The sequence below is a fragment of the Actinomyces sp. oral taxon 169 genome (assembly GCF_013394715.1).
Taxonomy (GTDB): Bacteria; Actinomycetota; Actinomycetes; order Actinomycetales; family Actinomycetaceae; genus Actinomyces.
In genome coordinates this window covers 155669-181550 of the sequence record NZ_CP058259.1, presented here as the reverse complement: position 1 = coordinate 181550, position 25882 = coordinate 155669, and the positions used below count along the sequence as shown (strand labels likewise).

21 protein-coding genes are annotated in these 25882 nt (G+C 69.5%); 8 read left to right on the top strand and 13 right to left on the bottom strand.

All coding sequences use genetic code 11. The features are described 5' to 3' along the window. Window positions 1-30: 30 nt before the first annotated feature. Together HW274_RS00720 and HW274_RS00715 are read right to left on the bottom strand one after the other, a co-directional pair. Window positions 31-1422, bottom strand: coding sequence for an FtsX-like permease family protein (locus HW274_RS00720; RefSeq protein WP_185988981.1), 1392 nt, complete (start codon window positions 1420-1422; stop codon window positions 31-33). Further along, window positions 1419-2138, bottom strand: a complete 720-nt coding sequence (locus HW274_RS00715; protein ID WP_185988980.1) for an ABC transporter ATP-binding protein — start codon at window positions 2136-2138, stop codon at window positions 1419-1421. Before HW274_RS00715 ends, HW274_RS00720 begins: the two co-directional genes overlap by 4 nt. On the opposite strand from HW274_RS00715, the gene HW274_RS00710 reads away from it, so the two are divergent. Next, entirely contained in the window at window positions 2118-2342 is a 225-nt protein-coding gene (locus tag HW274_RS00710) for a hypothetical protein (protein ID WP_185988979.1), read from the top strand. The genes HW274_RS00715 and HW274_RS00710 overlap by 21 nt on opposite strands. 408 nt (window positions 2343-2750) lie before the next feature. Here the strand turns inward: HW274_RS00710 and HW274_RS00705 are convergent, their stop codons facing one another. The 3 genes from HW274_RS00705 to HW274_RS00695 all read right to left on the bottom strand — a co-directional run bounded on the left by HW274_RS00705 (window position 2751) and on the right by HW274_RS00695 (window position 5613). Continuing rightward, window positions 2751-3608 carry a MetQ/NlpA family ABC transporter substrate-binding protein gene (locus HW274_RS00705; RefSeq protein WP_075254463.1) on the bottom strand — a complete coding sequence of 286 codons (858 nt, stop codon included), beginning with the start codon at window positions 3606-3608 and terminating at the stop codon, window positions 2751-2753. A 128-nt stretch (window positions 3609-3736) separates the two neighbouring features. Further along, window positions 3737-4453: a methionine ABC transporter permease gene (locus HW274_RS00700; RefSeq protein ID WP_075254464.1), complete on the bottom strand. Its 717-nt coding sequence runs from the start codon at window positions 4451-4453 to the stop codon at window positions 3737-3739. Further along, a complete protein-coding gene (locus HW274_RS00695) occupies window positions 4450-5613 on the bottom strand; it encodes a methionine ABC transporter ATP-binding protein (protein ID WP_185989537.1) in 1164 nt (387 codons plus the stop codon). Before HW274_RS00695 ends, HW274_RS00700 begins: the two co-directional genes overlap by 4 nt. A gap of 199 nt (window positions 5614-5812) precedes the next feature. On the opposite strand from HW274_RS00695, the gene HW274_RS00690 reads away from it, so the two are divergent. Next, entirely contained in the window at window positions 5813-6808 is a 996-nt protein-coding gene (locus HW274_RS00690; protein WP_010613221.1) for an alpha/beta hydrolase, read from the top strand. 24 nt (window positions 6809-6832) lie between these two features. Here the strand turns inward: HW274_RS00690 and HW274_RS00685 are convergent, their stop codons facing one another. Continuing rightward, window positions 6833-7390, bottom strand: a complete 558-nt coding sequence (locus HW274_RS00685) for a low molecular weight protein-tyrosine-phosphatase (RefSeq protein ID WP_185989536.1) — start codon at window positions 7388-7390, stop codon at window positions 6833-6835. Window positions 7391-7672: 282 nt separating this feature from the next. Continuing rightward, window positions 7673-8617 (bottom strand): prephenate dehydratase, encoded by a 945-nt coding sequence (pheA, locus tag HW274_RS00680; protein WP_185988978.1) that lies wholly within the window; start codon window positions 8615-8617, stop codon window positions 7673-7675. Between the two features lie 234 nt (window positions 8618-8851). Between pheA and HW274_RS00675 the strand changes: the two genes are divergently transcribed. Next, complete coding sequence (locus tag HW274_RS00675) at window positions 8852-9793, top strand: fructosamine kinase family protein (RefSeq protein WP_185988977.1); 942 nt, start codon at window positions 8852-8854, stop codon at window positions 9791-9793. 26 nt (window positions 9794-9819) lie between these two features. Next, window positions 9820-12300, top strand: coding sequence for a hypothetical protein (locus tag HW274_RS00670; protein WP_260679126.1), 2481 nt, complete (start codon window positions 9820-9822; stop codon window positions 12298-12300). Here the strand turns inward: HW274_RS00670 and HW274_RS00665 are convergent. Beyond that, on the bottom strand, window positions 12297-13178 hold the full coding sequence (locus tag HW274_RS00665) for a glycosyltransferase (protein WP_185988976.1): 882 nt from the start codon (window positions 13176-13178) through the stop codon (window positions 12297-12299). The genes HW274_RS00670 and HW274_RS00665 overlap by 4 nt on opposite strands. Window positions 13179-13679: 501 nt before the next feature. Next, complete coding sequence (locus HW274_RS00660; protein WP_260679125.1) at window positions 13680-15704, bottom strand: DUF885 domain-containing protein; 2025 nt, start codon at window positions 15702-15704, stop codon at window positions 13680-13682. 1217 nt (window positions 15705-16921) lie between these two features. Here HW274_RS00660 and HW274_RS00655 point away from each other — a divergent pair. The 3 genes from HW274_RS00655 to HW274_RS00645 all read left to right on the top strand — a co-directional run bounded on the left by HW274_RS00655 (window position 16922) and on the right by HW274_RS00645 (window position 19401). Further along, window positions 16922-17533, top strand: coding sequence for an NAD(P)H-dependent oxidoreductase (locus HW274_RS00655; protein WP_075254471.1), 612 nt, complete (start codon window positions 16922-16924; stop codon window positions 17531-17533). A 3-nt stretch (window positions 17534-17536) separates the two neighbouring features. Next, on the top strand, window positions 17537-18283 hold the full coding sequence (locus HW274_RS00650; RefSeq protein ID WP_075254472.1) for a DNA alkylation repair protein: 747 nt from the start codon (window positions 17537-17539) through the stop codon (window positions 18281-18283). A gap of 260 nt (window positions 18284-18543) precedes the next feature. Further along, window positions 18544-19401 carry a DUF817 domain-containing protein gene (locus HW274_RS00645; protein ID WP_075254473.1) on the top strand — a complete coding sequence of 286 codons (858 nt, stop codon included), beginning with the start codon at window positions 18544-18546 and terminating at the stop codon, window positions 19399-19401. An 87-nt stretch (window positions 19402-19488) separates the two neighbouring features. On the opposite strand, the gene HW274_RS00640 is transcribed toward HW274_RS00645, so the two are convergent. Next, entirely contained in the window at window positions 19489-20379 is an 891-nt protein-coding gene (locus tag HW274_RS00640) for a DUF5926 family protein (protein WP_075378031.1), read from the bottom strand. A 155-nt stretch (window positions 20380-20534) separates the two neighbouring features. Here HW274_RS00640 and HW274_RS00635 point away from each other — a divergent pair, with 155 nt between their 5' ends. Beyond that, entirely contained in the window at window positions 20535-21929 is a 1395-nt protein-coding gene (locus HW274_RS00635) for a serine/arginine repetitive matrix protein 1 (RefSeq protein ID WP_185988975.1), read from the top strand. Between the two features lie 8 nt (window positions 21930-21937). On the opposite strand, the gene HW274_RS00630 is transcribed toward HW274_RS00635, so the two are convergent. From HW274_RS00630 to HW274_RS00620, 3 genes are read right to left on the bottom strand one after another with little or no spacing between them, the layout of a single operon-like run. Continuing rightward, window positions 21938-23266: a DUF5129 domain-containing protein gene (locus tag HW274_RS00630; protein ID WP_081376251.1), complete on the bottom strand. Its 1329-nt coding sequence runs from the start codon at window positions 23264-23266 to the stop codon at window positions 21938-21940. Continuing rightward, window positions 23215-24873: a DUF5129 domain-containing protein gene (locus tag HW274_RS00625; RefSeq protein WP_260679124.1), complete on the bottom strand. Its 1659-nt coding sequence runs from the start codon at window positions 24871-24873 to the stop codon at window positions 23215-23217. The genes HW274_RS00630 and HW274_RS00625 overlap by 52 nt, the downstream gene beginning before the upstream one ends. Continuing rightward, on the bottom strand, window positions 24870-25850 hold the full coding sequence (locus HW274_RS00620; protein WP_075254478.1) for a DUF5129 domain-containing protein: 981 nt from the start codon (window positions 25848-25850) through the stop codon (window positions 24870-24872). Before HW274_RS00620 ends, HW274_RS00625 begins: the two co-directional genes overlap by 4 nt. Window positions 25851-25882: the final 32 nt, after the last annotated feature.

Genomic DNA, 25882 nt, shown 5'->3' with positions numbered 1-25882 from the left:
CGGCCTCTGCTCGACCTACTCCAGCCCGTCTCACTCGGCCGCCAGGACGGTGCCGATCGGGGTCCGGGTGGCGCCCCGGATCGGAGCGAGTAGCACCGCGACCAGGGCCAGGAAGGACAGGAGGGCCACCAGCAGCACTGGCCCGACGCCGGGGCGCACTACCAGCGGCATCCCCGCCCTGACGTAGAAAAGGGACTCGCCGGCCGTGGTCACCACCAGCGGCACGAGCGAGATCAGCAGGGCCGTCCCCACGTACAGGCCCGCCTCGACGACCACCTGCCGGCACACGCCGCGCACCGTGCTCCCGGCGCAGCGCAGCACCGCGAGCTCACGCTGCCGGGACCGGGAGGACATGCCGACGACGGCCACGGCCCCCAGCAGCGCCACGGCCCCGAGGATCGTCGCCAGCACCAGCGAGTCCACCTGGTTGATCGCCACGTTCAGGCGCGCCGCCTCCACCACCGCCTGCCCCGTGGCGAGACTGGTCGTGAGTGCCGCGGTGAAGGAGATCGCCAGGGCCAGCAGGCCGATGGCACTCGCCGACGACTCGCTGCGCCACAGCGCCGAACGCCGCGCGATGAGCCACGGTCCACCCAGCCGCGCCAGCGGCGCCGACCACAGCCGCAGCAGCCGCGGGATGAGCGCGGGCGCCAGCAGCACCACGAGGACCGCGAGCAGGAGCGATGCCAGGATCGCCTGGCCCCCACCGGTCGGCCATCCGTCGATCTTCCTTCCCGGCGGAGCCAGAAAAGCGAGGAGCAGCTGCCCCGCGCATGCGAGCGCCCAGAGTCCGGCCAGGATCCGTCGCCCCACACCCATGCGCCGTCGCCCACTCGGGGCCGCATCGCGAACCGCCTCCACGGCGGGCGTCCTCACCGCGGCGCGCGCCGGGCCCACGGCCCCCAGGACCGCGACGGCGACCACGACCACCACGGTGAGCAGGAGCGTCGTCGGGGTCTGGGCGACCTCGATGCGCCCCATGCGCGCGGCTGCCAGGCGGGTGAGCACCGAGGCGAAGGGCTGGGCCGCCACCTGCCCCAGCAGGATCCCGGGCACACAGGCCACCAGTCCCAGCACCGCCACGGTGGCGAGGACGGCGGCGAGCACCTGGCGAGGCAGGGCGCCGGCCAGCCGCCACAGGGCCCAGCTCGTGCGCAGTGCCTGCACGCAGGACTGCCCGACGACGGCCACCACCGGAACCGTCACCATCGCCGTGTAGAAGGCGACCGAGACGCCCGGAACCGTGAGCTCGGCCGGGTCCACGCCCGCCGCCCGCGCCGCGGCGACGACGTCGGGCCGGGTGACGGTCATGCGGTGCACCAGGCAGACATTGATGAGCCCGGCGGCGAGGGCCAGCACCGCCACCGTCCCCGACCAGGCCCGCCACTGTGTAGCCAGGGCGCGCAGCGTGTAGCGGGTCATGCCGCATCTCCCGTCTGATTGACGGCGGCCAGCAGCTCGTCGGGAGTGGCACCGCGGCGGCGGTCGACGATACGGCCATCGCGCATGATGAGCACGGTCTCCGCCAGGGCAGCGGCCCCCAGGTCGTGTGTCACGAGGATGACGGCGGCCCCGTCGTCGGCCAGGCGCCGCAGCTCGGCGAGCACGAAGGCGGCCGAGTGGGTGTCCAGGGCCCCGGTGGGCTCGTCGGCGAAGACGACCGGTGGACGGCGGTAGAGGACCCGCCCTAGGGCGACGCGCTGCTGCTCACCGCCCGAGAGCGTGGTCGCGACCGCGTCAGCGCGCGACTCCAGTCCCAGCCCGGCCAGGACCTCCCGCACCCGCGCCGAGTCGGGGCGCCGGCCGGCCAGGGTGTCGGAGATCGTGATGTTCTCCCGCACCATCAGGTAGGGCACGAGGTTGTAGGCCTGAAAGACGAAGCCCACCCGGTCGCGGTAGAGCTCGGCCACCCGCGCCGCCGGGAGCCCGCCGAGGTCGCGCCCCATGAGCGAGACGCGCCCCGACGTCGCCGGCTCCAGCCCGGCCAAGCACAGTAGCGCCGTTGACTTGCCCGAGCCACTGGGACCGACCAGCGCCGTCATCCGCCCCGGCATCATGGCACAGGAGATGCCGTGCAGGATCTCGATCGGTTCCCCGCCGGGAGTCGGGAAGGACTTGTGCAGATCGCGCGCCTCCACAGCAGCCGGGCCACCTGCGCCCCCGACGCCGACGACGTCTCCCTCCCCGGTCGCGCCGCCCGGGCCCCCGACCGGGCCGCCGAGGCCCCCTACCGGGCCCCCGAGACCCCCGGTTGTGCGTCCCCGCACTGGTTGAGCCGACCGGTCCGACTGCGTCCGTTCACGTCGATCTGCCATAGCCCTGCGCCGTCCTCTCCCCTGTGAATCCGCAGGTATCGCGGGACGCCGTCGGACGCCCGCGGATCAACCTAGGCGGCCGCCTCGGCTCCCGGGCCCGCAGACCGAGAACTGTCCACAGATGATGACAACCGACCCCACAGGCAGCACGGCGAGGGACATTCCGCGCGGCGGGGTGCGGTCCACTCCGGCCGGGGACAGCCCACGCGTTCGGGGACAGGATTCCCGTCCCCGACGGCGTCGAACGTCCCCGCCCGCGACGACATGTCCCCGGCTGCGCAGGATGTCCCCGCCCGAGCCGCACATCCGCCCACACCCCGTGCGCCCCACCCCGCCCGCACCAACACGAAGGGCCGGTCGCGGTCGGCCCTTCGACCAACCACAACCGGCCCCGCGCACGGGCCTCAACCGGCCCTCAGCCGCAGCCTTTCGACGTCAGAACGCCGCGACGACCGCCCCGTCGGGCCAGGTCTTGTTGATGTAGTCACGCAGCTTGTCGTCGTTGAGGAGCTTGGCGAGCTTCTTGAGGTGCTCGTTGTCCTTGTCCTCCTTGCGCACGACGAGCTGGTTGGGGTACTCGGAGTCCTTGCCGCCCTTCTCCAGGACGAGCGCGTCCTTCTTGGGGTTCAGCCCGGCGTCGATGGCGTAGTTGCCGTTGATGACCGCGGCCTCGGCGTCGGGCATCGACTTGTAGACCTGGGCGCCGTCAACCGTGGTGAACTTCAGCTTCTTGGGGTTGGAGGTCACGTCGGTGTCGCTGGGCAGCTCGGCGGACTTGTCCAGCTCGATGAGTCCGGCCTGGGCCAGGAGCTTGAGGCCGCGGGCCGTGTTGGCCGGGTCGTTGTTGAGGACGATCGTGCCGCCCTCCTTGATGTCCTTGACGTCCTTGTAGCCCTTGGAGGTGTAGATACCCATGGGCTCGATGTGGACGTCGGCGATGGAGACGAAGTCGTAGCCCTTCTCCTTGTTCTGCTGAGCCAGGAAGTTGGGGGTCTGGTAGAAGTTGGCGGCCAGCGAGCCATCCTCCAGCGAGGAGTTGGGCGTCTGGTAGTCGTTGATCTCCTTGATGTCCAGCTTGATGCCGGAGCCCTTGGTGAGGTTGTCCTGGACCCACTTGAGGATCTCGACGTGGGGCTTGGGGGTGGCACCGATGGTGATCGTGGCGGTGTCGCCGTCGACCTTGATGCCCTTGACCTCGCCCTTACCGGACTTGGAGCAGGCGGCCAGGGTGAGGGCGGCGGCGGTGGCCAGGCCACCGGCGATGACGGTGCGCCGGGAGATGACGGAGGACATGGTGGTTCCTTTCGCGGGGCCGGGTGGCCCCCAGTGACGGGAGAGAGGAAAGTCTTGAACAGTGCTGGGGCCGACGGCGCAGCTGCCCGGTTCCAGGCGGCTGCGCGCCTACCCGGCTGGTGATCGCCTCAGCGGTGGTTCACCAGCCGGCTGAGCATGTCGCCGACCAGCTGGATGATGCCGACGATGCCGACAATGACGACCACGGTGATGACCATGACGTCCACCTGGTTGCGCTGGTAGCCGTACTGGATGGCGAGGTCACCCACGCCGCCGCCGCCCACGGCGCCGGCCATGGCGGAGTAGCCCAGGAGGGTGATGATGGTGACGGTGGCCGACTGGATGAGGATCGGCAGAGCCTCGCGCACGAGGACCCCCCAGGTGATCTGCCGCCCGGAGGCCCCCATCATGAGGGCGGCCTCGACCTTGCCGCGGTCGACGTCGTTGATGGCCGTCTCCACCAGGCGCGCGTAGAAGGGGATCGCGCCGATGGTCAGCGGCACGCAGGCCGCCTGCCATCCCAGGGAGGTGCCCACGAGCAACCGGGTGAGCGGGATGAGGGCCACCATGAGGATGATGAAGGGCATGGAGCGCCCGATGTTGACGATCTGGGAGAGCACCCAGTACAGGGTCGGGTTGCGGAACTGGCCCCGCTTGCCGGTGGAGACCAGGGCCAGCCCCAGCAGAAGCCCGAGGATGACTGTGATGGCCCCGGAGACGAAGGTCATCGCCAGGGTCTCGACGAGGGCGTAGCCGAGCTTGTTCTGGATGGCCGGGTTGTCGAACCAGGTGCGGCTGCTCGGCACGGCGGCTGCCTGGCTCAGCGGAAGGAGGATCGAGTTCATGAGCGGACCTCCGCAGCAATACCGGCGTGGCGCAGGGTGCTCACGGCCTGTTCGGTCTCGGACGCGGGGACGGTGACGGCCAGGCGCCCGATCTGGGCCTGCCCGATCGTCTCGAAGACGCCGGCGGCGATGTCCCCGCCGAGCTCGGCCACCATGGACATGAGGGCGACGGCGGCCGGCTGACCCGGGTGGGCGGTGATGGAGACGTCGATGACGCTCTCCCCGTTGGCGACGGCGGCCTCGGGCACCTTCGGGAAGGGCACGATCTCGCGTGAGAGCCGGGAGTCGACGTCGAGCACGATGTCCTCCAGGCGGCCGCTCTCGACGATCCTCCCGGCCTCAAGCAGGCTGACGGAGTCGCAGACCTGGCGGACCACGCTCATCTCATGGGTGATGATGATGACGGTCAGGCCCAGGGTGTCGCGGACGTTCTTGATGAGGTCGAGGATGGAGCGGGTGGTCTCCGGGTCCAGGGCGGAGGTGGGCTCGTCGCACAGGAGAACGGCCGGATCGTCGGCCAGCGCCCGGGCGATGCCGACGCGCTGCTTCTGGCCGCCGGAGAGCTGGGAGGGGTAGGAGCCGCCGCGGTCGGCCAGGCCCACGAGGTCGAGCATGCGCTTGACGACCGGGTGGCGCCTCCCGCCGGGGACGCCCGCGAGCGCCAGCGGATAGGCGATGTTCTGCGCCGTGGTGCGCTGGTCCAGGAGGTTGGCGTGCTGGAAGACCATGCCGATGCGGCGTCGGGCCTCGCGCAACTGGCTGGCCGACAGGGCGGTCATGTCCTGGCCTGCGACGCTCACGTGGCCGCTGGTGGGGCGCTCCAGAGAGGTCAGGCAGCGCACGAGCGTGGACTTGCCGGCCCCGGAGGTGCCGACGATGCCGTGGATGGAGCCGGCGGCGACGTCGAGGCTGAGCCCGTCCAGGGCGCGCACCTCCTTGCCGCTGCGCAGGCGGTAGACCTTGTGGACGTCGCGCAGGGAGATCATGGGCTCGCTTGGAGAGCCGGGCACGTCACCGTCTTCGGACCGGCCGGGCTCGGCGGTCGACTGTTCACTGGTTGTCACGTATTCCTCCATCGTTCCTGGCGGAAGCACCCGCACCATGAAGGGGGTTGCTGCAATGTCGTCGAGCCAGGTCTCTCGGTTGCTCTGGATGGCCACGAGTAACTTACGCAGCGCCACCTTCGTGACGCAAGCGAGGCCACCTTCAAGGGACCGAGGTCACTCCCTCCACTCGACACCTCTCGACCCGGCCGTCAGCCCACCCGCCACCGGCGCTCCCGCAACATCCTGGCTATTCCCAGGTCGCGTGTCGGCGCCGCTACTCGCGCCGCACAGGGCAACGTGTTTGGATCTGCTCATGAGTGCGACCTCAGAGCCGACCGCCCCCGACATCCTGGGAGAGCCGTGGGTGGCCCGCCGTATCCCGGTGACCGAGTCACCCACGAAGGCGCCCGGCGCCGACCACGCCGTGCTCGTCTTCCAGCGCGAGGCGGCCGGCCGGGCCAGCCGACCCCGGCACTCGCGCGCGGTCCTCTACCTGCACGGCCGCAGCGACTACTTCTTTCAGACGCACCTGGCCCAGGCCTATCTCGACGCCGGCTTCGAGTTCTACGCGCTGGACCTGCGGGCCTGCGGGCGGGCCGGCGTCGGACACCCCTCCCCGCACGACGTGCGCGACCTGCGCGTCCATGACGAGGAGATCGCCGAGGCCCTGCGCATCATCCGCTCCGAGCACGGGCACGACGTCGTCGTCCTCAACGGGCACTCGACCGGCGGGCTGCAGGCGGTCATCTGGGCGGCCGACCACCCCGGGACCGTGGATGCGCTCGTCCTCAACTCCCCGTGGCTGGACCTGCGCGGGTCGGCCCTGGTGCGCTCCTACGGCTCGGCCTTCGTGGACCTCCTCTCGCGGCGGGACCCCGAGCGCGTCATCGGTGAGCCGGGCAGCGGCGATGAGGACAACTACGTGGCGGCCCTGCACCGGCGCTGGCGCGGCGAGTGGGACTGGGACCTGGCGCTCAAGCCGGCGCCGTCCTTCCCGGTGCGGGCCGGGTTCCTGGCGGGGATTCGGCGTCTGCAGCGCGAGGTCCACCACGGGCTGGGGATCCGGGTGCCGATCCTCGTGTGCTGCTCAACGGCCAGTGGCGGCGTCAAGGCGAGCCTGGAGGAGGCGCAGCGCTCCGACGTCGTCCTCGACGTGGAGCAGATCATCGACCGCTCCCAGTACCTGGGCGACGACGTGACCGTCCGCCAGATCCCCGAGGGCGTCCACGACCTGGCCCTGTCCGGGCCGCTGGCGCGCGCCGAGTACCTTCAGGCCGTTATGCGCTGGCTGGACAATCGCCTGCACTGAGCGCCTGAACTGAGTCGCTGAGCCTCAGTCACGGGGCGCGGTGAGCTGCTCGGCGAGCTCGTCGCTGACCCGTTCGACGACCTCCAGAGTGTCGAGGAAGTCGGCCATGGTGCCGTACCAGGGGTCGGGCACGTTGAGGACGCTGGGGGAGGACCCGCCCGCGGCGACCGACTCGGCCTGCTGGGCGGAGGCCGGGTCGAGCTCGCGGTACATGCGGATGCGGTCGGGCTCGACTCCCAGGCCCACGGCGCGGCGCTGGAGGACGTTCCAGTGGGAGTCGGTCATGGCCAGCAGGAGGTCGGCCTCGGTGATCTCGGCGTCGGTGACGCGGTGGGCGGTGTGGGAGGCGATGGCGATGGCCGTGGCGCGCGAGACGTCGTCGGCGCCGACGCCGTAGCCGGCCTCGGTCAGGACGCGGCGGGCCCGGGAGTCGATGGGGTTGCCGCGTTCCTCATCGGAGACGCCGGCGGAGGTGACGGTCACGCCACCCGACCCGGAGTCGGGGATGCCGGCGGCGGCGAGGCGGTCGCGCAGGACGACCTCGGCCATGGCGGAGCGGCAGATGTTGCCGGTGCACACCATGATGACGCGGTAGGGGCCGGCGCCGCGGCGGCCGGGCAGCGCGGCGGGCGCAGTGGAGGTGGCGAAAGAGGCGGAGGCAGGGGCGGTCGTCTCGGTGCTGGCGTCGGAGGAGCTCACATCCCGAGCCTTGCGCACGCCGCGGTCGGCTGTCCACCGAGGTCAACCGAGCTGAAGCGTCCGCGCGTTCGTAGGGTAGGTCGCGCGTTCGTATCCTCTACCCCTCGAACGCGCGACATAACGTACGAACGCGACGTCGGCACGAGGCGGCTGCTCGGGCCTCGGCTAGAGCGCGCGGCCGTCGAGGACGTCGGCGACCCAGGAGCGGGCCACGACGAAGTCCTTGTCGCTGGTGCCGGCCAGGACCGCCGTCGGGCGGGCGTCCAGCCGCGGGTAGGAGCCCAGGAACCGCACCACCGGGCAGGTGCGGTGCAGCCCGATGAGGGCGGCCTGGACCCGCTCCTCGCGCACGTGCCCCTCGACGTCGATGGAGAAGCGGTAGCGCCCTAGGGAGTCGCCCACGGGCCGAGACTCGATGCGCGAGAGGTTGACGCCGCGGGCGCTGAACTGCTCGAGCATGTCCAGCAGGGCGCCGGAGCGGTCGTGCGGGAGGTGGACGAGCAGGGTGGTCTTGTCGGCGCCGGTGGGCTCACCCACGCGGCCGGGCCGGGTCACCTTGACGAAGCGGGTCACGGCGTCGGGGTTGTCCGCCACGCCCCCGGCGATGACCTCCAGCCCGTACTGCTCGGCGGCCAACGGGTTGCACAGGACGGCCTGGAAGCCGGTGTCCCCCTCGGTGGTGGCCAGCGCGCGGGCGGGCGCTGAGGTGGAGGTTCCGGCCACGTACACGGCCTCGGGCAGGTTCTGGTGGACCCAGCCGCGGCACTGGGCCCAGGCGTGCGGGTGGGTGGAGATGGCGCGCACGTCCTCCAGGCGGGTGCCGGGGCGGCCGGCCAGGACGAAGGTGATCGGCACGGCCATCTCGGCGGCGATGACCAGGGGCGTGGAGGCCACGAGGTTGTCCAGCGTGGCGTTGACCCCGCCCTCGACGGAGTTCTCAATGGGCACGACGGCGGCCTCTACCGTGCGCTCGCGTAGGTGGTCCAGGGCGGTGGGCACGTCCGGGCAGGGGTCGAGCTCGACGTCGACGGGGGCGACCTGGCGCAGCGCCATCTCGGTGAAGGTGCCGGCAGGCCCCAGGAAGGACCAGAGCGGAGCGGGAGCAGTCATGGGCACAGGGTAGCCAGTCCGGGTGGTCGGGCCGGTGGCGGCTTGCTCCGTGGAACGCGGAGCCCTGCCGCGACGGCGGCGGGCCAGGTCCTGGCGCCGGGACTGGTCGAGAGGGAACAGCCCAGGCCCGGCCAAAGCCGACTTCCCACAGACTCCCCCGCCGGGGTGCCGCCAACTTCCTGAGGTTCTCCCTGCGCCCTCCCGCGACGGCGGCGGGCCTGGCAGGCTGGGGCCATGAGTGTCTTCCGCAAGCACGACGACGGCCTGGTCTCCACCGCCCTGGAGGCGCAGGGCCTGACCTGGCTCGCCGAGGCGATGGCCGACGGCGGGGCGCACGTGGTGCCGGTGACCAACGGCCCGGGCTGGTTGAAGGAGCCGCGGCTGACGACGACCGGCGTGACGCCGGCCGGAGCGGAGGCCTTCGGCCGAGCACTGGCCGTCACCCACGCCGCGGGCGCCCCGGCCTTCGGGGCGGCGCCTCCCGGCTGGGACGGCCGGGCGCAGATGGGCCGCTCGGACATCCGGTTGCGTCCGCACGCCGTCGAGGAGGGCGAGCCGCGCCGCTGGGGCGAGTTCTACGCCGAGGACCGGATCCTGCCCTACCTGCAGCCCAGTCGGGACAACGGCTCGATCAGCGCCGGCGGGGCCGGAGTCGTCGAGCGGCTGTGCGAGCGTCTGCGCGACGGCGACTTCGACACCGACCAGCCGGCCCTCGTGCGCGCTGGCGCCCGCGAGCGCGGCGCCCGGGTCGCGGTGGCCCGCACGCACGGGGACCTGTGGTGCGGTAATGTCCTGTGGACCCCAGCCGATGAGGCCGCCCAGTGGGCGCCGCGACGGGCCGGCCTCGGGCCGCAGGAGCCCGACCCCGGGCAGGCACCCAGCGGAGCGGTTGACGTTGCGGCCGGCGGGGCGGCCGGCAGGCCGACGGTGGTCGGCGTGCTCATCGACCCGATGGCGCAGGGCGCGCACGCCGAGACCGACCTGGCGGCCCTGGGCGTGTTCGGGCAGCGCTACCTGGATCGCATCTACGCGGCCTACCACGAGGTCTCGCCGCTGGCGGAGGGCTGGCGCGAGCGGGTGGGCCTGCACTCCTGGCACATCCTCATGATTCACGCCTTCCTCTTCGGCGGGGGCTATGGCGGGGAGGCGGTCGCCGTGGCCCGCCAGTACCTGTGAGCGGCCAGGCCCCGTAGGCTGGTCGGGTGAGACCTCGACGACGTCAACAGCGCCTGGTGCGCGGAGTCGTGTACGTCCTCGTGCTGCTGGTGGTCATCGGCATGATCCTGGCGGTGGTGGGGCCGGCCCTCGCCACCGCGGCTCCAGCGGCGCCGGAATCCGAGTCAGCGCCGGCGTCCCAGGCGGCCTCCCAGCCGGCGTCCGATGCCGCCTCGTCTTCGCGCTCGTCGTCGCGGCCGGCGCCGGTGGTCGTCCTGGCCACGAACAATCTCACCTGGGCGGACCTGCAAGAACAGGCCTCCCGCGAGGGCGCCGGTGAGGACTCCGGTTCTGCCGGCGTCGGCTCGGCGGCCGACCGCCTGCTGGCCTTCGCCCGGCGGGGCGAGCCGATGAACCTGTCCGTGCGCACCCCGGCGGACCGCACCTGCCCGGCCGACGCCTGGCTCACCCTGGGCCGGGGAAAGCGCACGAGCGCCATCGAGGCGGCCGCTTCCTGCGCCGGCCCCACCACCGCGATCCCCCGCAGCACCCCCTTGGTCGAGGCGCTCGGGCAGAATGTCTCGATCCAGGCCGTCGGCCCGGGCACGCAGCTGGCCACGGGGGCGCCGGGGGGCTCAGCGACCAGGCCCGCCCCTGTGGCGCCGTCGGTGGCCGATGCCATGGCCGCAGACGCGGACCTCACCATGATCGACACCGCGAGCTCCGCCTCCACCGACGCCGAGCGGATCGCCGCCCTCGACGAGGCCCTGCGCACGGTCCAGGAGCAGGCGCGCCCCGGTACTCGCATCATCGTCGCCTCCCTGGCCGACGACGAGGCCCCCGGCCCCCAGATGGCGGTCCTGCCCGCGGGCACGCGGAGCGCGCGCGGCACCTCCGACGGTCTTGTCGTCGGCGACTCCACGCACCGGCCGGGCCTGGCCCAGCTAACCGACCTCACCCCGACTCTCGTGTCCGCCCTGGCCGGCCGCCGCGACCCGGCCTTCGACGGCCATGCGCTCACGCTGCCCGCGACTGGCCGCGCGGGCGTGGCAGCGGCCGGCGCCTCCACCGGGGACGCCCGCATCTCGCGGCTCGCCGACGACGCCCTGCACGCCCGTGCCTCCCAGGCCACGGTTATACGGGCCGGCGCCCTGCTCATGGGCCTGGCCGTGGCGCTCCTGGTCTGGGCGGCCGTCGCGCTGCGCAGCCCGAAGGCGAACCGGCGCGAGGCTCTCCGCCGCCGGGTCACGTGGGTGGCCGTCTACCTCAGCGGCCTGCCGACGGCGTTACTGCTGGTCAATGCCGCCCCGTGGTGGCGTGTGGCGGCCCGGGCCGGCTCCCCCTCGGGGTGGGCCTCACTCGTCGCCGTGGTCGCAACTGCGCTGGTCGCGGCCGGGATCGTGGGACTGGCCGCTGTGATCGTGGCACTGGTACGACGGCGCAAGCGGCCCCACCCTGCCGCCTCACCGAGTCCTTCACCCGACTCACCCGCCGCTACGGCCACCCCCGAGCCGGCCGGTTCAGCCGGCGCCTCCTCCGCCCGAGGGGAGGCCGGAGCCGAGCCGCCACCGGACGAGGCCGACGGCCCAACCCCCTCCGCGCCGTTGTCTCCGCCCCCCAACGGGACGATCCTGACGGCGCTGCTGGTGGCGGCGGCGATCCCGCTGGCCTGGCTGGTCGACGCCGCCGCAGGCGCACCCCTGGCCTTCAACAACCCGCTGGGCATGAACGCGGTGGTGGCGGGCCGTTTCTACGGGGTGTCGAATACGGCTTTCGCACTGGTGGCCGGCGCGCTTGTCGTCGTCATCGCCGGCATCTGGGAGGTTCTGGGCGGCGGGCGGCGAAGCGCGCTGCTGGTGACGGCCCTGCTGGGCGGGGCGGCGCTGCTCGTTGACGGGGCCCCGCAGCTGGGCGCGGACGTGGGCGGTGCCCTGACGCTGGTGCCGACGCTGGCCTTCCTCGCTGCGGGCCTGGCGGGTCTGCGCCTGAGCTGGCGGCGCTGGCTGGCCATCGGGGCCGCAACGGTCCTGGTGGTGGGCGGCTTCGCCGTCGTCGACCTCCTCCGACCCGGTGGGCCCACGCACCTGGGGCGCTTCGCCCGTCAGGTGGCCGACGGCTCGGCCGCCGGCGTACTGGGGCGCAAGGCCTACGCGCTGGTCGGCCCTTTCGTCACGAAGCCGGTCATCGCGGCAGCCCTGGCCTGCGCCGCAGTCATCGTGGCCGCGGCCCTGTGGTGGAGTCGCCGGCAGGTGCGGGCCTGGCGCAATGGCACGAGCCCCTACGCCTGGCTCGCCCCCGCCGCCCACGGGGACATTCCACGCGTGGGGGGACGGGAATCCGGTTCCCCAACGCGTGGAATGTCCCCCTCCGCGCGATGGGTGACGACGGCACTGAAGTCCCTGGGGGTGCTGACGCTCGTGGCCGTCCTGGTCAATGACTCCGGTGTCACGATGGCCGGTTTCATCCTGGCGGCCGCCGCCCCCGCCCTGCTGGCGCTGACGCTGGCCGGCAGTGAGTCGGCGCGCTAGCTCTCGGCCGTCTCCGAGGTGGCCTGCGGGTCCTCACCGTGGTGCGGCTTCTCGGCGGGCTCGACGTCGTCGTCGGCCTTGGGGGGCTGCGGCACGGCGCGGTAGGCGAAGAAGTGGTCCTGCTCGGCGGCCGCCCTCTCAAAGGAGGCACGCGGCACGCGGTGGCGGCGCAGCTTGCGCCGGGTCACGGCCCGCAGGACGTCCCTGTACTGGGAGGCGCGGTGCATCGTGCCGGCCCGGTCGTTACCGGTGACGCGGTGGGTGATGTCGCAGGGGACCTCGATGACGGCGAGCCCGGCCACGAGGACGTCGATGGTCAGGCCGACCTCCACCCCCCAGCCGTCGGCCAGAGGCACCGCCTTCTCATAGGCCTCGCGGCTCAGACATCGCTGACCGGACAGCGGCGCCACGGGCAGCCACCCGGTGGACAGCGAGATGGCCCGCCTGGCGGCACGTACCACCCGGCCGCGGCCGCCGGCCCCGGACTGCTTGGGAGGAACCGCGATGGACATGTCGGCCACGCCGTCGACGACCGGAGGCACCAGCTCGGCGCAGGAGGCGGCCGAGTCCCCCAGGTCGGCGTCGATGAACAGCAGCAGCCGGGCGGGACCGTCGGAGTAGTCGCGCATGGCGACGACGGAGGCCCCGGTCTCCATGGCGGAGGCCTTCCCGCGTGAGACGGAGTGGCGGACTGTCACGGCCCCGGCGGCGCGGGCGTGGTCCTGGGTTCCGTCAGTCGAGCCGTCGTCGACGACGATGACGAGGTCCACTCGCGGGATGGAGCGGCAGGCCCGGACAGTGGTGGCGATGCGCTCAGCCTCATCCTTGGCAGGGATGACCACGGCAACGCGCTGGTCGGGCCGCTTGGTGGAACTCACTCCCCCAGGGTATCCAGACTCCCGGCCTCCAGCCGATACCTGAGCGCCTCGTTATCGCACGCCTTTTTTGTGAGGCCCGTCAAGTTCTGCGATCTCATGCCATGCGGCGCGGAATCCTCGGGATTCGCGCGCAGCACAGGCACGCCCGCCGACCCCCGCGCACGTCGCGTCGGCCGCTGCGACACGCCGATGCACCACGAGGAGGGCACCCCTTGCCACTTTCAGGCTTTCCTGGGTGATCTTGTGTCAAACCTTCAGCATGGGACCACGGTCCCCGGAGAAACTGACAAATCTTGCAGCAATGAATCAGGTTCCCTCATTCGGGAGCTAGAGTCACGTATTTCGGCATGTCACACCCGGTTCTCGTGGCACAGTGGAGACAAGGAGCCCGTCAACGGAGCCGGGTTCCGCCGGCGCATTTCGCGTCCTTCCGTGTGCCGGGGCGACTCCCCTGCCGCCCCGGCACGCCTTGGTCCTCCAGTCCTGCATCCTTCATGCAGGTCAGTGCAAGGCGCTTGCGAGCAGATCGAGCCCCACGCTGCCCAGGTCGATGCCCCGGTTGTGGAATGCGCGCAGGTCCAGCTCGCCGCCCTCGGTGCGGGCCTGCGCCTGGGCACTGCGCCGACCGGCCCGCCAGACCCGCTCCCCCACCGCGTAGGCCAGCGGCTGAGCCGGCCACCCCAGGTGCCGGGAGACCTCGAAGCGCAGGCGCCCCTCGGAGATCACGGTGTGGTGGCGCAGCACGGCGGTGACGGTCGCCCGATTCCACTCGCGGCAGGCCCCCGGGAGGGCGGCGACGTCGTCGGGCACGGGGAGCCGGGAGTGGACGCCCAGGTCCACAAGAACCCGGGCCAGACGCCAGCGGCGTGCCGCCAGGCAGCCGAAACGGTCCTCGGGCGTAGGCATGAGCCCGAGCTCGTCGGCGAGGGACTCGGCATACAGGCCCCAGCCCTCATCGCAGCCGGGCACGGAGCCCAGGTAGCGCTGCCAGGCGGTCAGGCGCGTGCTGGTGGCGTGCGCGCCAACGTGGACGTGGTGGCCCGGGACCGACTCGTGCAGGACCGTGGTCCGCTCCATCCACGGCCACACCAGCTGCTCGCCGTCAGCCAGGGAGCGCATGATGACGCCGGGCCGGCGCTCCCCGCCGGTTCCGCGCGGCTCCTCGTAGTGGACGGCGCCGTCGCCGGGCTCCCCGAGGCGCACCCGGGGGCGGCCCAGGCCGTCGGGCGGGTCGAGGATCCGGCCGACGACGGCGTCCCAGGCCTCGTCGGCCACCTCCTGCGCCCAGGTCGTGTAGTCCTCCGCGCGCAGGGCGCGGGTCGGGTCGGCGCGCAGGTGCCGGTTGAGGCTGCCGGCATCGGCGCCGGGACCCAGGACGTCGACGGCGATGGCGTTCTGCTCGGCGATGACCCGCTCCAGCTCCTCGGTGGCCCAGGCGTAGGTCTCCGCGGGGTCCACCCGGGTGCCCAGGACGCGGCGCATCCACAGGGCATGGCGTTGCGGGCCGACACCCTCGGCCTGGGGCGCCCGCGGCGAGAGCGTCGTACGCAGGTGGGAGGCGAAGTCCAGCGCGGCGCGGCGGGCGACGATGTCCGCCTCCTGGAGCTGGACGTGCAGGGTGGCCGGCAGGTCCTCAGGCAGCGCCTGGGTGCGGCGTCGGGCGAGGTCGCGCGCTTGCCCGGCGACGACGTCGACCTGACTGAGCGGGGCGATCGCACCGGCCTCGGCGGAGGCGGCCAGGGAGGCGGCCAACCCCTCCAGAGCGGTGGGCAGCGCCTCCAGGCGGGTGCGGTGCAGGTTCCAGGCGTCCTCCCACTTGGCCTCGGCCTCGGCGAGGTCCGCCTCCTCGGAGCCGACGCGGTCGGGGGCCTCGGGGGGCCGGTGCAGCTGGCGGGCGATCTGCTGGAACGGCGAGGAGAGGAAACCGAGGTTTCCGCCCTCCTCCCCGGCGGAGATGAACTGGATGGAGGTCTCCAGACGCTCCAGGAGGTGGCCGCGCAGGAGCTCGTCGGAGCCGGTCGAGCGGTCGACGGCGGCCACGCGATGGCGCAGGGAGCGCTCGGCACTGAGACGCTCGACCAGCCCCGCGGGCGAGTAGTCGGGCAGGATGGCCCCGCCGGGCAGACCGGTGCGAGCGGCCGCCTCGGGGTCGTGTGCGCACAGGAGCAGGGCGTACTCGTCGGCAAGGTCGCGTAGGACGACGCCGGCCGCCGCGGTCTCGGAAGGCGAGTGGACCGAGGAGCGGGTGGCGGACTGGGCGGAGGTGTGGGCGGCGGGCGCCGCGGAGGCGGCTGCCTCGACCTCACGTACGCTCAAGGGGGCGCCGGCCGTGTGGACGGCCCGCCAGGTTCCTGAGCTCGGGTGCTGCGGGTGGACCGGTGGCCGCTCGGGCGGCCCGGTACTCACCGGGCTGGTCGCGGGGGCGGGCGCGACGTCCGCTGTGTCGGCGGGGGCGTCCTGCGCGTGGTAGCCGGCCGCAGATGCAGCGGGTCCGGTTGGAGAGTGCTTTGAGGAGTGATCGGTCATAACAAGCAGGCCTTTCGCTTCACTCACCGCATGGCGTGCGGGCCCAGCGGCGACATTGCCGTCTCACCAGGGTGCCAGGAAGCGGAATAAAGGTCCATAGGCGTCGCAGATCTGACGGCAAAGAGGGTTGGATGAATTAGTGGGCGCCCCGCTCTGTTCGAGTGCGGCGGGCGCGGACGGGAACTGGTGCTGGTCCAGCCCCGGGGCACGTGACTCAACGACGAGTCCGGGCCGGGACCTCGGTAGTGGATGAGGGGAGTCGGGTCTCCCCCACACCCTCCTGCTGGTACGGACGCCCGAGGGTGTGGGGGCGGCGATCAGCGGGTGGCTACCGGATAGCGGTCGAGGGGCATCGATGGCGGCCGGCCGATGAGCAGGAGCGCAGCAGGCTGACACGCATAGCCGTCGACCGCGGCGCGGAGCCGCAAACAGTACGGGTCATCAGTGCTCCTCTCATACTGGACGGGCCGGGGCGCCCCGGCGCGGGGCGCTCGTCGTGCCGTTGTTGTGCTGTGATGGTTGTGACACGATTGAAGGACGCTGTTGCGGCGGTGTCAAGGATCTGCAGCCGCGGTTCACCCATACCGATATCCGCGCAGGTCAGAGGCATCTTGACGATCGTCATGCATCGCTGCGCTGCCGCCATTGGGAGCGCTCACGGGAGGGCGCTCTCCGCCGTCGAGTCGCATCCACCGGACCCGAACCGACCGCATCGTGGTCACTCGTCATTGACAGCGCGTGCCAGGTGTGCGCAATGCAGCCGCACCCTGGTTCGTCACCGCTCCCCGCCGCACCCCAACCGGCCACACTTCCCCGCCGACTCCAGGGCCGCTGCCTCGCAGACCGCCGCCGCACCCCAACCAGCCGCGCCTCCCACACCGACTCCCGGACCGGCACCATCACGGCCGGGGACATTCCACGCGGCCGGGTGCGTATCCTTCCAAGCAGGGGCATTCGACGCCGTCGGGGACAGCAATCCCGTCCCCCAACGCGCAATACACCCCCGGCTGGAGGAAAGTGTCCCCGCACACGCAGAATGTCCCCCGGCATGCCAGCGAGCTCTCGGAGACACAGCGTACGTTGGTCGTGCCCAGTACCGCGTGCCTTCCGCTGAGTCGGGGGCACCGGTGCCTGCGGATGGCGTCCGACAGCACCACCGCCGACACCGCCTTCGTCCGCGCAGCCCCGCCCGTTATTGTCACGATTGGAGACCGCTGATGACCGCTAAGAAGACCCTCAAGAAGACGGGCGACCGCACTCTCATTATCTACGCCCACCCCTACGACGGCTCCTTCAACCATGCCGTACTCGAGACTGCTACCTCCGCCCTGGACAAGGCGGGCCGGCCCTACGACGTCGTCGACCTCTACGCCGACGGCTTCGACCCGCGCATGCCCACCGAAGAACTGGCCCTGTTCACGGAGGGCGGCACGCTGGACCCGCTGGTGAGCCACTACCAGAAGCTCATCGAGGGAGCCTCGCGCATCGTCATCATCGCCCCGATCTGGTGGAGCGAACTGCCCGCCATCGTCAAGGGCTTCGTCGACAAGGTCATGAAGCAGAACTGGGCCTACCACCCGACGGCCTCCGGGGTGAAAGGGCACCTCACCCACATCCAGCAGGTGCTGGTGCTCACCACCTCAACCGCCCCGACCTGGTTCCTGCGCCGGTTCTGCGGCAACTACGTCGGCTCGGTGTTCCTGGGAGCCGTCCTCAAGCAGCTGGGCATGGGCGGGCGGAGCTGGGTCAACTTCGGCAAGGTCGGCAAGACCGGCCGACGCCAGCACAAGAAGCACCTCAAGCGCGTCGCCCGGCTCGTGGCGAAGTGACGCATGAGCCCCAGTGTCCCCACGGCACGCCAAGCCGACCTGAACTCGGGACAAGACGAGTCCCGAACACTGGCGGAGATCCTGACCATCACACATTCCGCGCTTCTGACGCAGGTGGTACCGGAGGCACCCGAGGGGCTGGTTGAGGCGGCCAAGCGCGCCGACTCGCTCGGCATCCTGGCCCGTATGCAGACCATGGGCGAAGCGCTGTATACGCACCTGGGTCGCTCCGCCTGTCTGGATCTCGCTGACCACCCGGCCGACACGGTCCGGGGCTGGGTTGTCTTCGCCCTGGTCTCCCAGGAGAAGGACGCCGACGTCGACACGCTGTTGGCCCTGGTGCGACCGGCCGCAGATGACCCGCACTTCGGAGTGCGCGAGTGGGCATGGATGGCGGTACGACCGCACTTGGTGTCCCGGCTCGACGAGGCGATCCGCGCGCTGCAGCCATGGACGTCCGAACCCTCGGAGCGCATTCGGCGCTTCGCCAGCGAGTCGCTGCGTCCGCGAGGCGTGTGGGCGCGGCACATCCCCGCGCTCAAGAAGGAGCCCGAGCGGGGCCTTCCACTGCTCGAGCCACTGCGTGCCGACTCCTCCCGTTACGTGCAGGACTCCGTGGCGAACTGGATCAACGACGCCGCCAAGACCCAGCCCGCCTGGGCCAGGGAGCTCTGCGGGCGCTGGCAGGAGGAGTCACCCACCCCGGCCACTGAACGGATCATCAAGCGAGCACTGCGCTCGATCCGGTGATGGTGTCGGCCAGGTGTTCGAACCAGGACGGGGCTGCCCTCTCAGTGGTCACGCGCCACATCGACGGGGTCATTCCGCGCGGCCGGGTGCGTGTCCTTCCGGACGGGGGCATTCGACGCCGTCGGGGACAGCAATCCCGTCCCCACACGCGTGAGACGTCCCCGGCGGGAAGAAAGTGTCCCCGCATGCGCAGGATGTCCCCGGCCGTGAGGGAATGTCCCCGTCAGCGAGGCGACGTCAGGGCACGGCATACTTCGGTCGTGCCCGATACCGCTCGCCTTCCCCTGAGTCGGTGGCGCCTGCTCCCCCGCCGCCTGGTCCAGTTCGCCCTCCTGGAGCTGGCCTGCTGCGCCTTCGCCATCGCCATCTTCATCGGACTCGCGGCCAGCGCCCTGATATGGAAGTACACGAATCCACCGATCGCCCGCTACGACGCCCTGCTGATCTACGTCATCGTCGTTCAGATCGCCTTCGTGGCCCTCAAGCAGGAGACCTGGCGCGAGCTCGGCGTCATCTGCGCCTTCCACCTCATCGGGCTGGCGCTGGAGGTGTTCAAGGTCCACACCGGCTCCTGGGCCTATCCGGACGCGGGAGTGGTACGCGTCGGCGAGGTGCCGGTCTTCTCCGGATTCATGTACGCCTCCGTCGGCTCCTACATCTGTCAGGCCTTCAGGCGCCTCGACCTGCACGTGGGCGGTTTTCGGTGGTGGCCGGTGAGTCTGTTGGCCGTGGCCGCCTACCTCAACTTCTTCACCCATCACGTCATCGTCGACCTGCGCTGGGTGATCGCGGCCGGTTTCCTCATCGCCCTGTGGGGAAGCGCTGTCCACTTCACTGTCGGCGGGGACCGCTACTGGATGCCGACGACGGTGGCCTTCATCCTCATAGGGGGCTTCCTCTGGCTGGCGGAGAACCTGGCCACGGCGCTGAGCGCCTGGCGCTACCCCAACCAGGCCGACGGCTGGCACCTGGTGCATGCCGGCAAGTTCGGCAGCTGGGCGCTGCTCATCTCACTGAGCTTCGTGCTCGTGGCCGCCGTCAAGGCGAAGGAGGGCACCCTCTACGGACGCGGTCTGCCACGAGTGACGCGCCGGCGCCTGCGGATCGCCGAGACCTGAGCAACGCCGAGCCGGGCATTCTTCGCGGTGCCCCACAGAAATTCCGGAGGGCGACGCGAAGGATGCCCGGCTCGACGAGAGAAAGAGTTAGAGGTTGACCTGGCGGGAGATGATGCCGGCCTTGGCGCGGCGGACCTCGGGGCTCAGGGGGCTGGAGTCGGCCAGTGCGGCCTCCAGGCGCTTGCCCATGGCCTGCAGCGGCTTGGTGAGCTCCTCGGCCTCCGTACCGGGAACGAGCTCCCACACCGGAATGGCCAGACCGTTGGCCCGGAAGGCGCCGACGAAGCGCGCCCCCTCCTCCAGGTCGGACTCGCGCGCGGCGTAGATGCGGGCGAAGGCATTGAAGAACTCGTCCTCGTCCTCCCCGCGCACCCAGCGCACGAACTCCTTGGCGCCCAGTCGGCACCAGTAGGCGTGCTCGACGCCGGGAACGGGCCGGGTCGGAGCGATCTCCTCCTTGGCGCGCTCGATGGCCTCCTCGATGACCTGGCGGGCCTGCTCGTTCTCGCCGGCGGCCTGCGGGTCGATCCAGAAGTCGAAGGTCTCGCGCACGGAGACGACCGGCGGCTCGCTGGTGTCGAGGATGTCCTGGAGGCGCGGGCCGGGCTCGGGCAGTCCGTCAGTGCGCAGGGCCTGGCCCTCGGGCAGCTCGAGGGTGGCCAGGACGGCGGCGGCGACGTCGCGGGAGGCGTCCCCGGAGTGCATGGAGGTCTGCATGGCCACGAGGACCTCGCCGTCGGAGCGCTTGAGCCCCTGGACGAACTCGGGAAGGAGCGTGACGAGCTGAACCTGCTTGCCCCCGTACTCCTTGGTCAGGCGCACGGTGGCCGTGGCGGCCGGGATGATCTGAGCCATCGCCACGAGGTCTTCCTCGGCCGGCAAACCGGCGAAGGGACGGGCGACGAACTCGATGCTCTGCTTGCGGGGCTTGGCCGACGCGGCGGCCGGACGGCGCCCGTGGCGCTTCTTCTTCGACATGCCCGTCAGCCTACCGGCCGCGTGGCGCCCCACCGAGGTCGACGACGGCCCGTCGCCGCCCCATGACGCGCCTCACGGCAGTTCTCCCCACCGGTTTCCCCGACGTCACAGGGAGAACAGTCCCGCCGCCGCAGGGAGTGAGGAATGCTAGTCCCATGCGATTCAGTGCAGTGGGCCTTCGGCACCTGGGGATCCGTGTTGCTCGAACGGCCTGGAGCAGCCGCCTGTTCAAGACTGCGCTGGTGTTCGTCGTCATCACCGTCTTCCTCACGCTCGCACAGGCGTGGGCTCAGCAGCGTCCGGTCATGGCGTCCTCCCTCACTCAACCGGAGGCGCCGGCGTACTCGACCTGGCAGGCCTCGGCCGAGGCGAATGAGACGACGTCATGCGACACTTCCACTAGCGCGAGCCCCGCACCAGGGGCCCAGTGGGGTGAGGCCTGGCGCTTCGACAGCGGAACCGATCCATCCATGACTCTGAGCTCCCCCGTGATCCACCGATGCGGGAACTACCTCGTCGTGGAGTCCCGCGAAGATAAGGACACCCTGCGCGGTTACCTCCTTGACAAGGCAGGCCCAAAGAAACTGTGGGAGCTGACGAACAAGAGTATCAACCTATGGGGATCCCCTTGGTGGGGCGGACACTTGGTTCTCAATCACGAGATTCTCGATCCGGCCACCGGACGCACGGAAACAGCCCCGTGGTCCTCAGACAACTGGCCGTACATCATCTCCCCTCATCTCATCATCACCTGCGACTCCTACTGGAACACCAACCGGTGCAGCGCCTGGGACTGGAGCGGCGGGCGCCCCACTCGGCGCTGGGAGCGCAGGTACGACACCCAAACCAACCCTCAGCCGTCAGGAATCGCTGGAGATGACGCCACTGGAAGCATCCTGGTGTCGACTGCCTCGGCTGACAACAGCCAAGCGGCAAGGACTGGTCTCATGAACCTCGCTGACGGAAGTGTTCGCAACGACTGGGCGGGCGAGGAGCTGGGGAGGGAATCGACATACATCCCCGCGCAGGACGGGTGGATCCACATCCCGCGGGACTCCGAGACCGCCGAGGCCTACTCCCTTCAAGGAGAGCCGAGGGGGACATTCCCCCTCTCCGGGAGCAATGCGGCGCTGCTCCTGTCGGAGTCGGGAACCCCCACCGTGGAGCAGTTCCAGCGAGCCTACGAATCGGGCGACCTCTCCTGGGCCGCGTACACCGTCGAGTGCACTTCCGCCAGCGCCTGCACTTTCAACGGCACCCCCGTGACGCTGCCCCTCGAGGAAAGCCTCGACCGGACTCCGGGACGAGGCACGCTGCAGCTCGGCTGGCATCTCACCGGTGACCGACACATCCTGGCGGCCCCGTTCGCATTCAGCCGCCAGTGGAGCCAGTCGACAAACGATGAAACGTCCCTCGTCATCGACACCCGCACGTCGCAGGTCATCGCCCCTCCGGGGAGGTTGGCGCATATTCAGGCCAATCTCACCGACTCGCACCTGATGATCGGCATCCACGGGACCGAGATCGTCGGCTACATGCCCACCGCGTGACGGTCCGCCTACACCCGCACCGCGGTTGCCGTCGACGTCGCGGCAGCGGCATTGGCGACCGCATCACGACGTCGTGCCACCGCCGTTTCCACGGTGGCCACGAGGCGAGAGATCCGGTCCAGCTCAGCCAGCGCCGCAGCCGGAGCGATCTCGCCTTGATCCAGGCTGTTGGTCAGCTCTCCCAGCCTCCGATTCTGGTGGCCGACCCAGTTCTGGACAGCCTCGACCTGGAGCCCGGACCGGCGGCGGCTTGCGGATCGCACCATCCGAGTCACCGACCTCAGGCGCTCAAGAACCGGTTCCTGCAGCTTGCCCCAGACCTGCTCCCAGGTCGGGGACATCGTCAGCATCGACACGGTGTCCACGATGACGTCGTCGCCGTCGTCAAGGGCTGTGGAGCGTCGCTCAAGCTCGAGGGCCTGGCGTTGAACACTCTTGCTGAACCAGTCGATGCCTCGCGGTTCACCGAATCTGTTCCAGGCTCGTGCGACGTCGTCATACTCGGCCTCGAAGCGCTGGTAGCGCTGTGCGAGCTGATGTGACTCTGGTGAACCGGGCTCGAGCGTTCCCACGCGTAGGGCGGTCGAGTCGTAGTCGTAGGTCACCTGTGCGTAAGAGCGGGCGGCTGCTCTTGCTCGACGACGGGCACTGAGCCCTCTCCGACAGTAGATGACGAGCCTGACCACGCCTGCCACGCACAGCACCCCTGCACCGACGACGCCGATACCCGAGACCGTCATACCGTAGGGACCCAGGTAGGTCTCGGCTTGACGTCCCATCGCCACGACACCGCCGTTCCAGTCCTGAGCAGCGAAACGTGACGCCGCCGCGTCCTGGATGGCGACCTGCTCGGATCGCTCCAGTGACACGTCTGCGCCAGGGTAGAAGGCCATCTGGTGCGCGTGAGGTGCCACCGCGATGACAACCACTCCTTCTTTCCAGCGACCTCCGCCCGAGGCTCGAAAGTCCTGTCGGTAGTCGAAGATGTTCTCGGCGTAGTTCGCGGTAGCCGCATCCAGGTTGTTGATACCCCAACCCGTCAGCGATACGACTTCGAAACGAATGTCTTGCCGGAATCTCAGACTCTGCAGATCACGCCGAAGAGCCTGGGAATCGAAGATGCCGGCCTCATCGCGAACATTGACGGTGGGGGCATGACCTTGCCGAAACGGACCGAGAATCGCGATGGGAAGCGCAAAGATCATCATCGCACATACGGCAATATTCGCAACAAATTTGACGACATCGGAGGTGTTGCGCCGCCGACGCTCCGGAACAGCTCTCCCTAAGACCATCGTATTGCCCACTTCCGCTTCTTGCTGGGTTCGCGTTTCCACCAGGGATCCCTGTACAACAAAGCGTACCGGTAGGCGTTATACACATCCATCACTGGTGCACTGACGGACAGTGCGCCCACCCCCTCACCCGTTACCGCGACCTCATCAACCGCGGGTGACCTCGTGAGCATGCGCACGGTGCTTGACATTCTCGGCACTCCTCCCCACCGGCCAGCGGGCTCCAGCCCCTCGGCGTCAGAAACCTCTTGCCCGTCACGCCCGAATTGAGCACCACCCAGCATCATGGAGATCTTCGAGCGCGGGCTGCTGCCCCACGAATTCATGTACTTCTTATACCGACGACGACACCTCCTCCTCTCACCCCTCGACATTCCGGCAAACACCCCATCGACAAAGCGTTCCGCGATCTGCCTCAGTTCCGACACGACGCGCCCCAGAACATCGAGCCCCTCGACAGGTCTTATCTGACCTTGAAACAGCCTGCCTTCAAGGCCGTCGACCAACGAACGCAGGGAGGCCACCTGCTGCATCGCACTCGTGAACTTTGAGTCATACGCGCGCCCAACTGGTGCGGCGAACCGCTTGACTGCCTGCATATCTGCAAATACCGCGTCACACTCGTTCTGCCACGCGTCCCACCAGAACTCGGTCAGAGACAACAGTCGGGCACAGTTGATGACCGCCAGTTGAGCGGCATCCAATTGCATTGAGTAAGCTTTGACATAGGCCGATTTGTTCCCCACTCTCAGTCCGTACCACTGGAGCCCTACAGGAGTCCCCAACACACTCCATGATCGCTCAAGTCGACGATAGTGCTTCTGAAGAAGCATATACCTGGCAAGAACCTGAACCCCGTAAGGATCGTCAACAGGAATGAGCGACGTGAACGCACTCATGTCGGCGCGACGACCAACGAGCCGCTCGTAGGCCTGACGAGCCTCCTCAATGCCCGAGCGAGCCATTTTTCCTCTCGTCAGATAGTATCGAAACCAGAGGTTGGCAGCAGCCACGAAGATCAAGAACAGTGCGGCGACCCTGAACATCCTGGTAAAACCCAGGTGCCAGCCGATATAGGAGGAGGCAGTTCCCACGGCAGTGACCACGAGTGCATCCTCGTCACGGTCACCCTGGGTCAGATACTTTTGAATCGAGTACCACACCTCACTTTGGCCGTCCGAGTCAATATCAAGCTTCGGCCCGTAAAAGAATTTCATCCCCTGCCCTGCCAGCACATCATCATAGTCGGTATGTGGCGCTTGGGCGACGATCATCACGTTATCGGCCCAGCGCCCCGAGTCCTCCCACGAGATCCATGGGACATCCGTGGGATGAGTGCGAGCATAGTTCCGCACCTCGTCTTGGAGGCTTTCAACTTTAGAATTCGGGAGGTTCACGACCACCACATGGGTCGGCTGCCGGAAGGTGAGCTTCTCAAGCGCCGACTTGACGTAGTCCCGCTGAAGAATTCCGGCCTCGTCATGGATCTCCACAGTCGGATGAAACTGCTTCGCGGGATAGAAGGGTGATTGTCCGCCGTTGATGATGAATGGCGCGACCACAAGTGCTACACCAATGAGGAGATTGCCTAGATACCCGAGGATCGCTCGTATCCCACCGAGCTCAGAGACTTTTGGCGGCTTCTTCACAGAGCAGTACCCCCAGGATTCTGGATCGTGTCCACCCGAGCCGCGGCGCCGGCGTTCACAGCGGCGTCAAGCTCGACCAAACTGGCCGTCCTCTCGGCAAGACGAGCGGCCTGAGCACGAACACCGCGACCGAACCATTGAGCACCCCGCGGCTCCCCGAAGTCCTTCCACGCCCTACTGACGACGTCGTACTCCGCTAGGAATCTCCTGTAGTCCGAACCGACGTCACGACTCTGAGAGGACTGCGCCGGAAGAGTTTCCGCCTTGAGCTCGGTGAGATCATAGTCGTAGACGACCTGCATCATTTTCTTGTGGGCAGCCCTGCCAAGGCGTCGGCCGGTGACGCCCCGCCACATGTAGAAGGCAAGCCATCCGCTTCCCACCATGAAGGCGAGGACCGCACCGGCGACCCGCATCATCGTGCTGCTTCCATCGCCTGATCCGATGTATGTGGCCAGCTGCTGCCCCATCGCCACGGCTCCGCCATCCCAGTCGTCCTGAGCGTAGTGGCTTCCCGCCGCGTTCTCGATCGCCTCCCGCTTGTCGGCAGACAGCCGCAAGTCCTTCGCCGCGTAGCAACGCACCCAATGAGACTCGGGAGCCACCACGAAGAGGACCGTTCCATCCACCGGACTACCGACGTCGGAGCCCTGGAACCACGACGAACCTTGTGCGCCGTCGGCTGCGTGCTTGACGGTCTCCTCATCAAGGTTGCCGATACCGGCTCCGGGAATCGAGAGCACCACGATACGAACCTCACGATCGTAGTGCTGCTCCTCCAGGCCGCGGCGAAGAGTCTGCTCGTGATAGATGTCGGCCTCATCGCGAACGACCACATCGGGGCGATGCCCAGATGCGGACGGGTACAGGAGCACCGCCGGCAGAAGCAGGATCGCGATCAACGCCCCGGCAATATTCACCACGAACATTGCGACCGCTCGAAGACCTCCAAGACGGATGATCGCAGATTGCTTCATGTGACATTCCTTGTTAATAACTGAGCCAACCT

What these genes read in the sequence shown, in the direction of transcription:
- HW274_RS00685 (WP_185989536.1), bottom strand. Translation starts at nt 7,390, where the DNA reads ATGGTGTGCACCGGCAACATCTGCCGCTCCGCCATGGCCGAGGTCGTC.
- HW274_RS00675 (WP_185988977.1), top strand. Translation starts at nt 8,852, where the DNA reads ATGAGTGTCTTCCGCAAGCACGACGACGGCCTGGTCTCCACCGCCCTG.
- HW274_RS00620 (WP_075254478.1), bottom strand. Translation starts at nt 25,850, where the DNA reads ATGAAGCAATCTGCGATCATCCGTCTTGGAGGTCTTCGAGCGGTCGCA.
- HW274_RS00705 (WP_075254463.1), bottom strand. Translation starts at nt 3,608, where the DNA reads ATGTCCTCCGTCATCTCCCGGCGCACCGTCATCGCCGGTGGCCTGGCC.
- HW274_RS00660 (WP_260679125.1), bottom strand. Translation starts at nt 15,704, where the DNA reads ATGACCGATCACTCCTCAAAGCACTCTCCAACCGGACCCGCTGCATCT.
- pheA (WP_185988978.1), bottom strand. Translation starts at nt 8,617, where the DNA reads ATGACTGCTCCCGCTCCGCTCTGGTCCTTCCTGGGGCCTGCCGGCACC.
- HW274_RS00690 (WP_010613221.1), top strand. Translation starts at nt 5,813, where the DNA reads ATGAGTGCGACCTCAGAGCCGACCGCCCCCGACATCCTGGGAGAGCCG.
- HW274_RS00640 (WP_075378031.1), bottom strand. Translation starts at nt 20,379, where the DNA reads ATGTCGAAGAAGAAGCGCCACGGGCGCCGTCCGGCCGCCGCGTCGGCC.
- HW274_RS00700 (WP_075254464.1), bottom strand. Translation starts at nt 4,453, where the DNA reads ATGAACTCGATCCTCCTTCCGCTGAGCCAGGCAGCCGCCGTGCCGAGC.
- HW274_RS00720 (WP_185988981.1), bottom strand. Translation starts at nt 1,422, where the DNA reads ATGACCCGCTACACGCTGCGCGCCCTGGCTACACAGTGGCGGGCCTGG.
- HW274_RS00650 (WP_075254472.1), top strand. Translation starts at nt 17,537, where the DNA reads ATGAGCCCCAGTGTCCCCACGGCACGCCAAGCCGACCTGAACTCGGGA.
- HW274_RS00635 (WP_185988975.1), top strand. Translation starts at nt 20,535, where the DNA reads ATGCGATTCAGTGCAGTGGGCCTTCGGCACCTGGGGATCCGTGTTGCT.
- HW274_RS00655 (WP_075254471.1), top strand. Translation starts at nt 16,922, where the DNA reads ATGACCGCTAAGAAGACCCTCAAGAAGACGGGCGACCGCACTCTCATT.